This is a genomic window from Jeongeupia naejangsanensis (genome assembly GCF_016865585.1).
GTDB classification, from domain to species: domain Bacteria; phylum Pseudomonadota; class Gammaproteobacteria; order Burkholderiales; family Chitinibacteraceae; genus Jeongeupia; species Jeongeupia naejangsanensis.
In genome coordinates, this window is record NZ_JAESND010000001.1 from 684372 (window position 1) to 697632 (window position 13261).

Genomic DNA, 13261 nt, shown 5'->3' on the forward strand with positions numbered 1-13261 from the left:
GCAAGAAGGCAGCACAATGTGGCATTACCGGAATCCGGTCGACATCCATGCCGGCCGCGGCACGCTGGCGCAGCTGCCGGCGCTGTTGCAGGGCCGGCGTGCCTTGGTCATCACCTTTCCCGAAGCCGTGGCGCTGGGGCTCGACGCGCGGTTGCGCGCGCTGCTGGGTGATCGGCTGGCCGCGGTCGAAACCGGCGTACAGCCCAATCCGGACGTCAGCTGGCTGGCACCGATGTACGAGCGGCTGTGGCGCGATCACGCCGACGTCGACTGCATCATCGCCCTCGGCGGCGGCAGCGTGATCGACTGCGCCAAGTCCATGCTGGCACCGACGCCGTCGGGCACTTTCGCCGAACTGCTGGCCTTGCTGGCCGGTGCCACCGCCCCCGATGCCGGTCGGCCCAGAGCGCTGATCGCCATTCCGACCACCGCCGGCACCGGCAGCGAAGTCACGCCATGGGCGACGCTGTGGGATCAGGCCCAAAGCCGCAAGCATTCGCTGCACCAGCCGTGGTCATGGCCCGAGGCCGCCATCGTCGATGCCGACCTGATGCTGAGCCTGCCGCGCGGCAGCACGCTGGCCAGCGGGCTGGATGCGCTGTCGCATGCGCTGGAATCGCTGTGGAACGTTCACCGCAATCCGGTTTCGGCCAGTCTTGCGGTCAGCGCGGCGCGCGAAATCATCGCCACGCTGCCGCTGCTGCTGGCGCAGCTGGACAACGTGGCGCTGCGCGAACGGATGGCCGTGGCGGCATTGCAGGCCGGGCTGGCGTTCTCTAACACCAAGACGGCTCTGGCGCATTCGCTGTCGTACGACCTGACGCTGGAACACGGCGTCGTCCACGGCATTGCCTGCTCGTTCAGCCTGCCGCGCGTCATGGCGCTGGCCATGGGTGCCGACGAAGCGCTGGATGCGCTGCTGCTGCGCATCTTCGACGCCGACAGCACCGACGCCGCCATCGACCGGCTCACGCGCTTTCTCGAAGGACTCGGCGTCAGCACCGATCCGGGCAGCTACGGACTCGACGAAGCCGAATGGCCCCAGCGAGTCGACCAGGCACTGCAAGGCCCGCGCGGCCGCAACTTCATCACCACCGGCGCAACGCGCTGAAATCAGGAACACACACGATGAGCACCCCCACTTCCAGCCTCGCCGTCGAAGCGGCCATTTTCGACTGGGCCGGCACCCTGGTCGACTTCGGCTCGCTGGCACCGACGCAGATTTTCGTCGAAGTCTTTGCGCAGTTCGACATCGACATCACGCTGGCGCAGGCCCGCGGCCCGATGGGGCTGTCCAAGTGGCAGCACATCCAGACCCTGCTCGCCGTGCCGGCCATCCAGCGGCAATGGCAGGCACGCTTCGGCCGCGCCCCGACCGACGAGGACGTCGACGCGATGTACCGCCGTTTCATGCCGTTGCAGCTCGCCAAGGTCGGCGACTATTCGCAGCCGATTGACGGCGCACGCGACACACTGGCCTGGCTCCGCGAATCCGGCATCAGGATCGGCTCGTGCTCGGGCTACCCGCGCGAAGTGATGAACGTGTTGCTGCCACAGGCCAACGCCGCCGGCATCTCGCCCGACTGCGTCGTGGCTGGCGACGACCTGCCCGCTGGCGGCCGTCCGGGCCCGTACATGGCACTGGCCAACGTGCTGGATCTGGCGATCGGCGACGTGCGCCGTTGCATCAAGATCGACGACACCGTGCCCGGCATCGAGGAAGGCCGCCGTGCCGGCATGTGGTGCGTCGGCGTGACGCTGTCGGGCAACGAGGTCGGCTACTCGCCAGCCGAACTGGCCCATGCGCCAGACGAGGAAATCGCCTCGCGCTGTGCGCACGCCGCCGCACGCCTCAGTGGCGCCGGTGCGCACTACATCATCGAATCGGTCGCCGAACTGCGCGAGGTCGTCATCGACATCGACCGCCGCATCAAGGCAGGCGAACGCCCCTGACCCGTACCGGGCACCACCGGCAGGCCGGCCGCCGCCAATGGCGGCCGGCCTGCCCTGCACTACCGCGGTGAGCTGACACCGGCGGCGGACCCGCACGCCCGGTGGGCGCGCACCGCTGCCGTTTCGTCGTTCTCTCACCCTTACCGGAGTCTGCAATGAAACAGCTAGCCCTCGCGCTCTGTACCGTTCTGGTCAGCGCATTCGCCAGCGCCGCTGCGCTGGAGTCGTTCGATTTCACCGCCAACGCTGCCATATCCGGCAACAACACCGAACACCTGACCCAGGTCACGCCCGAACAGTGCGCCGCATCCTGCCTAGGCACGTCGCGCGCCAACTGGTGCGTGTCGTTCGACTATTACAAGAACACCCAGGAGTGCGACCTGAGCAACAAGCGCGCGGCCGATGTCGGCGGGCTGAAGACCAACTACGCCGGCAATCCCTACGACCACTACAGCATCAAGGACGTGCTGCGCGCGTTCACCTTTACCGCCAACGCCGCCATTGCCGGCTACAACACCGAGCGCCTGACCGGGGTCTCGCCCGCCGCTTGCGCCAGTGCCTGTCTGGACGGCAGCCGCAGCAACTGGTGCCGCTCGTTCGACTACAACAGGACGACGCAGGAGTGCGACCTGAGCGACAAGCGCGCCCGGGACACCGGCGGCCTCAAGACCGATTACAGCGGCAATCCGTACGACCACTATTCATGGGCACCGGTCGACGGCGTACCCAACCCGCTGCCGGGCAACAAGCACGTACTGCTGATCGGCATCGACGGTCTGCGCGGTGACGCGATCGGCTGCAGTGGCTGTGTCGCCACGCCGGCACTGAGTGCGTTGATCCAGGGCGGCGCGGTGCATCACAACCTGCTGGCCGGCGGCAGCCAGGCCACCGTCAGCGGCCCTGGCTGGGCAACCAATTTCACCGGTTTCTGGGCCGACCAGCACGGCGTGACGTCGAACGACATCACCCAGCCGTTGCTCAAGCCGCACGTGTTCGACCAGATCAAGCAGGCCTACCCGACGGCGACCACCGCCGTCGTCGCCGACTGGGCCAACCTGACCCACAACCTGCTGCCCAAACAGGCCGACTACGTGGTGAGCAACGAGGCCAAGAACTCGCAGCAGGCCACCGACGCGGTGAAACGCTGGCTGGCGATGAGCAACGCTCCGACGGCGATCTTCTATTACCTGCACAACGTCGACATCCACGCCACTAGCTACGATCCGCTCAACGCCAACTACCAGAGCAAGATCGCAGGGGAAGACGCGCAGATCCAGCAGGTACTGAACGCGCTGGCAGCCCGGCCGAATTACGCCAACGAGGAATGGCTGATCGTCGTCGCCTCCGACCACGGCGGCATCAACAGCAGCCACGGCGGCCAGACCGCGCAGGAGCGCGACGCCATCCTGATCCTGAACAGCACCTGGCAGAAGAACGGCAAGACGCCGTACTGCAGTGGCGACCTGAGCGCGGTCACGCTGACGCAGGTCAACGGCGTCACGCCGCACGTGCTGGACCTCCTCGGCCTGCCCAATGTCACCGCCGGGCAAAAATATGCCGGATGCGGCCACTGAAACTTGAAACCGGTTAACGGGATGAGAACGTATTTCGGATAAAGCACCACGCTGTCACCAGGTGCTTGTTTGGCAGAATCGAGCGTCTCATCCCTTTTCCGGCGCAAATCCGGGCGGTCTGACTCAGTCCGGAATCCGGTACGGATGGCCATCCGTGCCGGTTTCCGCTGACCGCTTTCGCCACGCGAATCAGGACGAGCTTGATTCAAAAGTCACTGGCTTCAGTTGCTGTTACCGACAATCGGCATACGGGGAAAAAGCGAATCCAGCAAATTGATCGGGCCTTCGCGCTTGCCGACCCAGATGTCGTGATGCGGTGCTGACTGGAAAAAGGCCACCTGGCTGTTGTCCAAAGGCACCCACGCGTAGCTGACGATGTTGCGTTTCCATTGCGATTGCAGATAAGGATCCAGCGGCCGGATATCGCTACTGCCATCATGGATTTTCCGGCGGTCGCGAATCAGGAAAATCAATTGGTCAGCCACAGAAATCTGAATGGCCGATACCGACCAGCGTGTACCGGTTGACTCATCAGACTCGATGAAATCAATTGTGCCGCCACGACAAACGCCGTAATAGTTCAGTCCACGGTGATTGATCGACACCTCGTAATTGCAGCCCATGCTGTTGATGGCGATAAATCCCAAGAGCGCCAGCGTCAACAGCGGCAGAAGGTAATAACGTTTCTTCACGGCTGCGCCTGCTCATTCGTATACACGACATTCACCATTCGGCCTGCGACCAGCACCACGCTGCCGGGCAGCACCGGGCCGACCTGCGAGGCCTGCGTGGCCGGGCTATCGACCGCGCAGGTCCAGCCGCCATTGGCTTCAGTGCAATCGACATCGATCCATTCATGAAAACTCACCAGCACCAATACCAGCAACAATGCCAGACAGAGCAGATTGAGGGTTCGCCATCGGCGCAACCGTGCATTGCTGGCGACTGCGGTCACTGGCGGGGGTACGCGCGTTTCCGGTAGCGGTGCTGCCTGCTCGAGCAACGGTTCGGCGGGAGAAACGTCCGGATACCGGGAAGGCTGAGCATCGGGTTCCACGGTGCGAAACTCGGCTTTCAACTCGACCAGCAGCGTCAACAGGTAACCCTGACGCGGCTGGTTGTGGATTTCCACTTCCGGCGGGTTGGTCTGCACATGACGGCGCAGGTTCGAGATCGCCACCGCCAGCGAGCTGGCACTGACCGGCTTTCCCTCCCAGCCAATGGCAACCAGCGTGTCCTTGCTGCAAATGCGTCCCGGATGATCGAGCAGATGGGACAGGATTCGGGCTTCAGCACCGGAAAGTCGCACGCGGATGTCGGTCCGGTCCTGTGTGCGCCGGGTCAGATAGCGCAACTCAGGCTGAAACTCGAATGAGCCAAACAGTAAGCGGGACCCTGACACCTGCATTTCCTTGACGTAGAAATTCACGACACCGGCATCCGCCCGAGCGGTGTTTTCAAAACCGGAGGCCGATGATAGCTCAGGCTGCAAGGGTCTAACAGCACTGTATTAATTGGTTTTTTTGTGAATTTTAATAATTTTTAATCCATTTACACCGCATACCCCCAAGCGCAGAGTGGATTTGCCCACCCGACGAGCGTTCTGCAGCAACAGCAAGCCCGGATCGGGGAGCCAGGAATCCGGGGATGAACGCATACAGCAGGTGAAAGCAGTTATCGGGATTGCAACGGCCAGGGGTAACGGACGCTCGCCACGCATCTGGTTTACGGCTGGCGCACTTGCCGAGGCACGTCGGATAGCAACGGGTAAAGAGGCGGCATGATGCAGCGCATCTGGCGACGGATGGCAGCAGCGTTCTGCCGAGCGCCCAACGGTGAAATCGGCCTTTGCAGGCCGAGAGGAAACCGCATGGTGATTGGGATCGGCTCTTGCCTGCTACTGCGTGCTGGCTTGGCATGAATCGATACGTAGCGCAGTTGCTTTGAATCGCCCGTGGCATTGGCTATTGCTTTGATGCCATTCGGGGGCGGCATCGTTTTTGAATCGGATGCGGATCCGCAAAGCGGTATCGCATCCGAACAGTTTTTGATGAAATCAAATTGGCAGGAGCTGACAATGAAACATCGCGTACTGGTCATGGCCGTCGTATTTGCACTTCAACCGGTTTTGGCAAATTCGGCGGCCGCGTTCGAGCCCCACATCGTGGTGGGGTCGGAAACGAACGCCGCAAAAAGCATCATGAAGTATGGCGGTTACGAGCAGGTCCACGAGCAGGACGGCAGTGATCGACGCTGGATCAGCTGGTGGAATTCGAACAGTGAAGATTGCGTAGTCGCTACCGAAAAGAATGGCCGCTATATCGATGCCATCGGCACGGTACAGGCCGAATGCAAACAGTACGTCAAAAGTAGCGGCGTATCCGGTGTAGCACTGGCCGCAGGTGCGGCAGCACTGATCGGCGGCATCGCGCTGTATCAGCACAACAAGCACAAACAGCAAGACGAGCAGAAGCAGCGCAAGGACGAGCAGTACCAGCGCGGTTACACCGACGGCCGCAACCACGATGGCCGCCACAACATCGACCATTCCGATGATTACAACTCCGGCTATGAAGCCGGTTTGGCCGAATACCGAGAGGAGCGCACTCGTGGCCACGACGATCAGTCGGGTTTTCACGGCCGGCGTCATCGCGACTTCATCGATGTCGCCGACCTGATCGGTGCACGGGCATCGTCCGGTGAAAACCAGTTGATCGAGCGTGGTTTCTACAACGTCGACGGCCGCAAGGGCTGGCACAACAGCTACACCAGCTGGTGGAACGAAGAGGCGCGTGAATGCGTGCAGGTCGTTACCCACGACGGCCGCTACCGTGATGTGCGCGTCGTCACACCACGCGACTGTGCTTGAGTGTTGCCGGCTCTTGTTCCGATCCGCTTGAGGGGGCGATCGGCACAAGACGTCGGCCCCCATCCAGTCATTCCGATTGCGAATGGCACTACGAATTAAAAAAACACCGGCAAGGGCCGGATACCTTGCTCAAGGAGCAACACCATGAAACTCACCAAGATCGGTATCTGTCTGGCGCTATACGCGGCCATCAATGCAGTCAATACGGCCGGTGCGGCGACACATGAACAAGAGCAGGATGCTTTGATTTCTCAGGCGCTGAATACCCAACAGTATGCCAACCATAATCGCGGCCTGATCATGGATATGCAATCGGACGTCGCGAATACCGGGAATGACGTACAAGTACTCGAAAAGGTGGTGGTCAATCAAGATCAGCAGCTCACCCTCCACGAGCAGCAATTGCAAACGCTGGACAAGAACGTGTCCCAATCCCAAAGCGACATCAACAAGCTGAGTCAGGATCAGATTCGTCAGGATCAGGCGCTAAGCGATGAGGCATCCCTGCGCATCGCTGGCGATCAGGCCAATTCAACCGCGCTCGGGCAGGAAGCCCAGACGCGCGCCCATGAGGACGTCAGACTGCAACAGGGCGCGGATCAGGAGGTGGCGGATCGGCTTGCTGGTGACAAGACCAACGCGGGGCTGATCTCGCAGGAGACGCAAGACCGTGTCGACGGCGATGCGCTGAATGCGCAAAAGCTCGGCGATGAAGCGACGCAACGACGCGGTGCCGATACGCAGCTCCATGCCGATCTGGGCGCAGAAACCCAGGCGCGGATTCTGGGTGATCAACGCAACGCCCGGTTAATGCAGGGCGAGCAGCTGCAGATCGACAACGAGCAGATCCAGATCAGCAACGAAGTGGTGAACCGGATCAATGCCGTCAACGGCGAAGCCAGGGCACGCGCCGATGGCGACGTCCGGACACTGAAGGCTGCCAACGACTACACCGACCATCGCATCGATGCGCTGGCAGGCGAGTTCCAGAGCAACAACGACAAGCTTGAACGTGGCATCGCCGGCGCGCTGGCCGCGACCGGGTTGCACTACGCCAATGGGCCGCACGGCGCGGTCTCGGTCGGTTATGGCAACTATGCAGGACAGTCAGCGGTAGCGCTGGGGGTGATGGCGCATGTCAGCGCCCAGGTCGACGTCAATCTGGCGGCATCCTACGACGGCGAGCAGGCAGGCGTTGTTGCCGGGGCATCGCTGGGATTCTGAGCGCGTACCAACCGGTACCGTATTCAGTGTGCGGGCCGGTAAGGCTGAAAAAATGAACTCCAGAATTATGCGCCTGGCCTTGTTCTGCATCGTCGCACTGGCGTTTCCGCCGGCCGGAATCTATCTGGCCCTGCTGTGGCTACACCACAAAATCCGAAGGAAGTAACTCCTCATTGCGGAACGACTGCCAAGCCACCAAGACCGCATCCGTTCCGGGGCCATGGCACGAGGTTGGGATCTGTCTGCTGAGGTCATCTGGGGCGAGTTTCTGCTTCGCCAGGGCACAAGATCGGATCCCTCACCACCCAGGCCGCAGCGGCATTCAGCTTTTTGATTGGAGCTTGCTGCTCGGACGGTCTCGGTCGATTGCCTTGCAGGGCCCACGACCCGCAGTGCAGCCACCGGGCAGCCCATAGGTGAAGTTGATGTTTTTCGCCGTTACCCATGCCTGTGCAGTCCACGTACATTCCCGTTCGTTGCATGACTACCGATCAGGCCGGAGTGGCAACACTGCGTTGGTGATGCGCTTTCGCTGAAACTGGGAGTCGGTCAACCGGCGACCAGCCCGCCTACTCTCAAGTCCGTCCGGATTGCATCGACACCGAACATCGCCTGCAAGGCCAGTGATTTGATATCGGTCACCGACAACTCCCCTTCACACGCGAGATCGCAGTCACTGATCAGCAGCGGGGCATCCTCGCTGTCGCGCGCGACCAGCCCGTGCGAGCCTTTGACGATGCTCGCGTCCAGACCGATCACATCCATCAGGCTGCGCATGCCCAGTGCGCGCCGGCCCAGCCGGCTGGCCACGGCCAGTCTGGGAAAGCGGATTTCCGGATCGATGAACAGCTCTGCCGGGTCGTAACCGGGCTTTCGGTGGATGTCCACCGTGCGCGCGAAATCCGGCGCCCTGGCGTCATCCAGCCAGTAGTAATAGCTGAACCAGGCGTCATCCTCGGCCAGCACGACAAAATCCCCGGCCCGCTCGTGATTCAGCCCCAGCTCGCTTCGCGCGCGTCCCTGCCACACGCCTGCAACACCCGGCACCTGCCGCAGCAACTGCTCCACCTCGGCCGCCTTGCGCGTACCCAATCCGGACTGCAGGTAAACATGGGCGATCTGGTGATCCGCAACCGCAAACGCCTGGCACTGGCTGGGATCCAGAATCTCGGCACCGGCCTCATGCCGCACCTGCAACAGGCCGGCTTCCCGCAGATGGCGGTTCAGATGCACTGCGCGGCTCACCGGCGTGATGCCGTACTCGGACACCACCATCACCCGGTAGCCCTGCTCCCGGGCATGGGCGATCAGGCTGCCGGCTACCGCGTCGATGTCCCTCAAGGATTGTTGAACGGCGGGATGCTGCAAGTCCGGGCCGTAGCGCTGCAGATCGTAATCCAGATGGGGGAGATAGCTCAGCAACAGGCCGGGGTGAAAATCGGCAATCGCCAGTTTGCTGGCCTCGGCAATCCAGCGGCTGGATTCGATGGAAGTGGCCGGCCCCCAGAAACGGAACAGGGGAAATGCGCCCAGCTCCGTCGTCAGCCGGTCCCGCCACTCGGCGGGCTTGGTGTGACAGTCAGGCAGCTTGCGGCCATCCGCCTTGTAAATCGGCCGCGGCGTCGCACCGAAATCGTGGCTGGACGCCATGTTGTACCACCAGAACAGGTTGGCGCAGCGAAAGTCCGGATCATGCCGCTTTGCAGCCTCCCACAGGCGCTCCCCGCTGACCAGACGATTGGACTGGCGCCAGAACGAGACCTCTGCCAGCTCCCGGAACAGCCAGCCGTTGCCCACGATACCGTGCTGCTCCGGCAGGAGTCCCGTCAGCATGCTGGCCTGTACCGAGCAGGTCACCGCCGGAACGACATTGTTCAACCGCCTGAGCGTGCCTTGCCCGGCAAACGCCGCCAGATTGGGCGTGTGCGTTCCGATGAGGCGCGATGTCAGACCGACGATGTTGAGCAGAAGCAAGCGCTGCATGTAAGCCCTTTTGTGTCACTCGATGCGGCATGTAAGCATGCCAAGGGGCAGAACGCCAGAAGGCTCGGCCCCGGTCAGTCACCAGCCAGGGCCAGGCCAATGCACCCCGCGCCCCCTAAGCTCGCAACCACAAGTAGAAAGTAGTTAGTAAGCAACAAAGAGATACACAATAAGACTAAAAAAAGCCAAATGTCATTGAAATTGTCAAAACGGTCCCCTAGAACGATTTCTGTTCTCCGTACCCTGCCCACATTGACCGGCGCTACCGCATTGCGCGGCAAAGCTGCTCAAGACCATCGCAACCTTTTCCAGGAGTTAATGCATGAGTTATCTCCAGTACCCCCGCCTGGCCTTTTCGGGCCTGTTCCAGTCCGATGTCTCCACCGTCAATAACGACCCGCGCCATTTCGACAACGCCACGTTCGAAGACCGCTTCCAGGAGCCCACTTTCCAGCCGCACCTGAAGGAAGATTCGGGTGGTGCCAAGGTCACGGCCTACAACGGCTGGTGGAATCCTTGGGGGACCGGCATTTTCGGCTTGAAAAACTGCGTGGTGCAGTCGGCACTGGGGCAGGATGGAAACGAAATTTTCAGCAGCGGCGAAGATGCAGCAATCGGCCTGACGGTTGGCAATGCCGGCGACCAGCCTTCCGGGAAAATGGTGGATCTGGACCCGGACTGGCAGCTGGCCTCCTGTATCTACGGCCAGGTCATCACCCTGAAAGCCGCCAACGGGCAGGTGTTGATGCGTGGCGAGTACGCCCCCAACCCTTTCCGGGACCTCTGGTTCAACCGGGTCGGCAATCAGCGGGGGGACAGCGCGGCATCCGCAATGTGGCAAACCATCCTCACCAACGTGACGTGGGACCTGAGCAAGATCGACAGCCCCCTGCTGCAGGATCTGAAGGCCATCAGCGAGCAGCAGAACAACACTTTGTCGCTGCGCATGACGACCTACGGCTATGACGCCGCGCTGGGTGACAGCTTTTTTTCGTACGGCATCGTGCTGGGCGCCATAGGCCCCGCGTACCCGACCGAACCGCAGTCCTTCATTCTCGGGCGCCGTTTCATTCCCGCCGCCAGCCTGTTGCCTGCAAGTTCGTACCAAGCCGAGGATTACGTTCCCAATGTCGGCTGGTTCAGCGCGCAACTGGTGGAAAACACGCTGTATGCCGACCTCAGCAATGCGTTGCCTTTGATCTACAAACAGGCAAGCACGCCGGAAACCGCCTACACGGTCGATGTCACTTGCGGGAGCGGGAGCGGCAGCGCCACGGCCCCGAAAAACGGCGACAGCAATCAATACTGGCAACGGCCCTTCATCATTGCCCAGCTCACTGCCAGCACGCTGCCAACCAGCCCGTATCTGCAACCGAACCAGTATCAGCCACTCGCCACCGTCGATATCAGCAATGCCAATCTGCTCAGCCGCAGCGGCATTGTCTCCATTCCCGTTCCCGACTCGGTCATTGCCAGTATCAATCAGCTGCCGCTTGCGCTGATTACCTCGGCCAGCCCGGCCACCGGCAATGCCCTGTTGCTATGTTGCGAAGGCAATGGTGGCTGGGAAGTCCGGGCCGACCAGTTCGCGCTGCGCCTCGACCCCAATGACGCAGAAGCCAATACACTGGACTCCAACGTTTACGTCGCGCAGTACGGCGTGCCGCTGGCCAATGCCCCGGTCGCCCTGGTCGCCACTTCCACCGGCCCCCAGGTCGACTTTGGCGACTGCCCTACCGACACCCCGCCGCAAACAACGCCCAGAGCCCCGGCCCCCACCATCAACGTGCCTGCGGATCAGCTCGCCTTCGTTCAGGACACGACGAACACCAACGCCAACGGCATGGTGAACCTCACCATCAACGGCCCGCAGGCTCTGGGCTATCCGCGCTATTACATGGATGGCCAGTTCTTCAACTACACCTACAACTTTGCGCCGGACTCTGCAAACGGCACCGCAACAGTGCAGCAGCAATTCGATCAGTACGCGATCGTCGTTCACTCCACCTATGTCGTTCCGGACCCGGTGACCTGGGCGGACGTGCAACCCATCCTGCAGCAGTACGCCAACCTGTACCCCGTGATGAGCCAGGGACTGTTCGACTTCTCGAAGAAGGAACAGGCCGACGCCAACGCCTTCATTCTCAAGTTCGTGTTCGACAAGCCCATTGATGACCCGGACCAGATGCCGGTCACACGCGACCTGTCCAGCAGCAAACGCCGCGCACTGATCCAGTACTTCGACAGCGTGCTGCAGGAGCAGGGACGCCCCGCAAGCATGCTGGACATGTTCGGCAAGCGCTGCCCGACCCGTGGCGGCGGTCCGCGAACAGCTTGCCCGGAAGGCGCACTCAGCTACGACCAAGACGGCAAACCCGGTTGCCCGGCCAAGTAACCCGCGCCTCCACTCTGAAAGGGTATGAACATGCTTAGCATCAGACAGAACATCATCGATCAGCTTTTGAAGGGCTGTAGCCTGGAGGAGCTGAAAAAGGCCGCGAACACGGCGGTCGAGCTCGAACTTTCCACCATTCCCCCTTATCTGACCGGGCTGTTTTCCGTCATGCCCGGCAGCAACCAGCGTGCCGCTGCGCTGGTGCAGTCCATCGTCACCGAAGAAATGCTGCACATGACGCTGGCAGCCAACCTGCTGATCGCCATCGGCGGCAACCCGGACATCGTCGCGATCGGACGGTCGCTGAGCTACCCGACGCCACTGCCGGACAAGATCGACGACGACTTGCAGGTGGGGCTGGCGGCGCTGACCAAGCGGCAGCTGAAGAACGTGTTCATGGCGATCGAACGGCCCGAAACCAAACCGGGAGAAATCCTGCCGGGCGAGGACGTGCCGCAACCGACGCCCGTCGTTCCCGGCGAGTTCGGCTCCATCGGCCAGTTTTACAAGGCACTGCTGACCGCCCTGACCATCGCGGACGCCAGCAATCCCGAACTGTTCGCCAATCCCCGGCTGGAACAGCAGCTCGACATCAGCAAATGGTTTCCACCCGTTCGAACTGCGCCGGCCGAAGGCAAGATCCGGAATCTCGACGATGCGGCGCTGGCAATCAACACCATCGTTGCCCAGGGCGAAGGGATCCAGACCGGAAGCGGGAGCCACGCGAATGAAGAGGGTCTGTACCAGGAAGGCAGAAGCAGGAAGGCCCATCTGAACGAGTCCATCCTGCCACGGCATCACCAAGGCGGAAAAAAAGTCGTCTCGACCAATGAAATCCACCCGGGTGACGGCGACGGCAGCTACGCGCACTACTTCAAGTTCGGCGAGATCTTCCACGGTCGCGAGCTGATGCCGGACCTCGAAGCCGTCTCCGGCTGGTCCTACAACGGTGCGCCGGTGCAACTGGACGAGAGCCAGATCTACAACTTTCTGCCTAACGCTGCCGTCAGCGACTATATCCCCGGATCGGCGGCCTCGATTGCAGCACAGCGTTTCTACGACGCCTACCAGATGCTGCTGACCAGCCTGGATCAGGTATTCAACGGCAAACCGGCAGCCATGGACAAGGCGTTGGGCCTGATGTACCAGCTGAAACTGCAGGCGCATCAGGTTGCGCAATGCCCGGTCGGTGGCAACGCCTCCAATCTGGTCGCGGCGCCGCCGTTCATGTTGACCCATTGATGCATCCCGGCGACGCACTCC

The 13261-nt window shown here is 61.7% G+C and carries 10 protein-coding genes; 7 read left to right on the forward strand and 3 right to left on the reverse strand.

Features of this window, described 5'->3' with window-relative positions; all coding sequences use genetic code 11:
• The first annotated feature begins 16 nt into the window (after positions 1–16).
• The 3 genes from psrA (at position 17) to JMJ54_RS03370 (ending at position 3527) form a co-directional block, all read left to right on the forward strand.
• Positions 17–1111 (forward strand): iron-containing alcohol dehydrogenase PsrA, encoded by a 1095-nt coding sequence (gene psrA, locus JMJ54_RS03360; RefSeq protein WP_203536521.1) that lies wholly within the window; start codon positions 17–19, stop codon positions 1109–1111.
• A 17-nt stretch (positions 1112–1128) separates the two neighbouring features.
• Positions 1129–1953 (forward strand): phosphonoacetaldehyde hydrolase, encoded by an 825-nt coding sequence (gene phnX, locus JMJ54_RS03365; RefSeq protein ID WP_203536522.1) that lies wholly within the window; start codon positions 1129–1131, stop codon positions 1951–1953.
• A 155-nt stretch (positions 1954–2108) separates the two neighbouring features.
• Positions 2109–3527: a PAN domain-containing protein gene (locus tag JMJ54_RS03370; protein ID WP_203536523.1), complete on the forward strand. Its 1419-nt coding sequence runs from the start codon at positions 2109–2111 to the stop codon at positions 3525–3527.
• Between the two features lie 221 nt (positions 3528–3748).
• On the opposite strand, the gene JMJ54_RS03375 is transcribed toward JMJ54_RS03370, so the two are convergent.
• Both JMJ54_RS03375 and JMJ54_RS03380 read right to left on the reverse strand, forming a co-directional pair.
• A complete protein-coding gene (locus JMJ54_RS03375; RefSeq protein ID WP_203536524.1) occupies positions 3749–4219 on the reverse strand; it encodes a hypothetical protein in 471 nt (156 codons plus the stop codon).
• Positions 4216–4956: a winged helix-turn-helix domain-containing protein gene (locus JMJ54_RS03380; protein WP_203536525.1), complete on the reverse strand. Its 741-nt coding sequence runs from the start codon at positions 4954–4956 to the stop codon at positions 4216–4218. Before JMJ54_RS03380 ends, JMJ54_RS03375 begins: the two co-directional genes overlap by 4 nt.
• 525 nt (positions 4957–5481) lie before the next feature.
• Between JMJ54_RS03380 and JMJ54_RS03385 the strand changes: the two genes are divergently transcribed.
• The gene (locus JMJ54_RS03385) at positions 5482–6396 is read left to right on the forward strand and encodes a hypothetical protein (RefSeq protein WP_203536526.1); all 915 of its coding nucleotides are present in this window, start codon (positions 5482–5484) and stop codon (positions 6394–6396) included.
• Positions 6397–6540: 144 nt separating this feature from the next.
• Complete coding sequence (locus JMJ54_RS03390; protein ID WP_203536527.1) at positions 6541–7620, forward strand: YadA C-terminal domain-containing protein; 1080 nt, start codon at positions 6541–6543, stop codon at positions 7618–7620.
• A gap of 549 nt (positions 7621–8169) precedes the next feature.
• On the opposite strand, the gene JMJ54_RS03395 is transcribed toward JMJ54_RS03390, so the two are convergent.
• Positions 8170–9603 carry an alkaline phosphatase family protein gene (locus JMJ54_RS03395; RefSeq protein WP_203536528.1) on the reverse strand — a complete coding sequence of 478 codons (1434 nt, stop codon included), beginning with the start codon at positions 9601–9603 and terminating at the stop codon, positions 8170–8172.
• A 322-nt stretch (positions 9604–9925) separates the two neighbouring features.
• Between JMJ54_RS03395 and JMJ54_RS03400 the strand changes: the two genes are divergently transcribed.
• A complete protein-coding gene (locus JMJ54_RS03400; protein WP_203536529.1) occupies positions 9926–11998 on the forward strand; it encodes a hypothetical protein in 2073 nt (690 codons plus the stop codon).
• 30 nt (positions 11999–12028) lie between these two features.
• Complete coding sequence (locus JMJ54_RS03405; RefSeq protein ID WP_203536530.1) at positions 12029–13240, forward strand: ferritin-like domain-containing protein; 1212 nt, start codon at positions 12029–12031, stop codon at positions 13238–13240.
• Positions 13241–13261: the final 21 nt, after the last annotated feature.

What these genes read in the sequence shown, in the direction of transcription:
- psrA (WP_203536521.1), top strand. Translation starts at nt 17, where the DNA reads ATGTGGCATTACCGGAATCCGGTCGACATCCATGCCGGCCGCGGCACG.
- phnX (WP_203536522.1), top strand. Translation starts at nt 1,129, where the DNA reads ATGAGCACCCCCACTTCCAGCCTCGCCGTCGAAGCGGCCATTTTCGAC.
- JMJ54_RS03370 (WP_203536523.1), top strand. Translation starts at nt 2,109, where the DNA reads ATGAAACAGCTAGCCCTCGCGCTCTGTACCGTTCTGGTCAGCGCATTC.
- JMJ54_RS03390 (WP_203536527.1), top strand. Translation starts at nt 6,541, where the DNA reads ATGAAACTCACCAAGATCGGTATCTGTCTGGCGCTATACGCGGCCATC.
- JMJ54_RS03395 (WP_203536528.1), bottom strand. Translation starts at nt 9,603, where the DNA reads ATGCAGCGCTTGCTTCTGCTCAACATCGTCGGTCTGACATCGCGCCTC.
- JMJ54_RS03400 (WP_203536529.1), top strand. Translation starts at nt 9,926, where the DNA reads ATGAGTTATCTCCAGTACCCCCGCCTGGCCTTTTCGGGCCTGTTCCAG.
- JMJ54_RS03405 (WP_203536530.1), top strand. Translation starts at nt 12,029, where the DNA reads ATGCTTAGCATCAGACAGAACATCATCGATCAGCTTTTGAAGGGCTGT.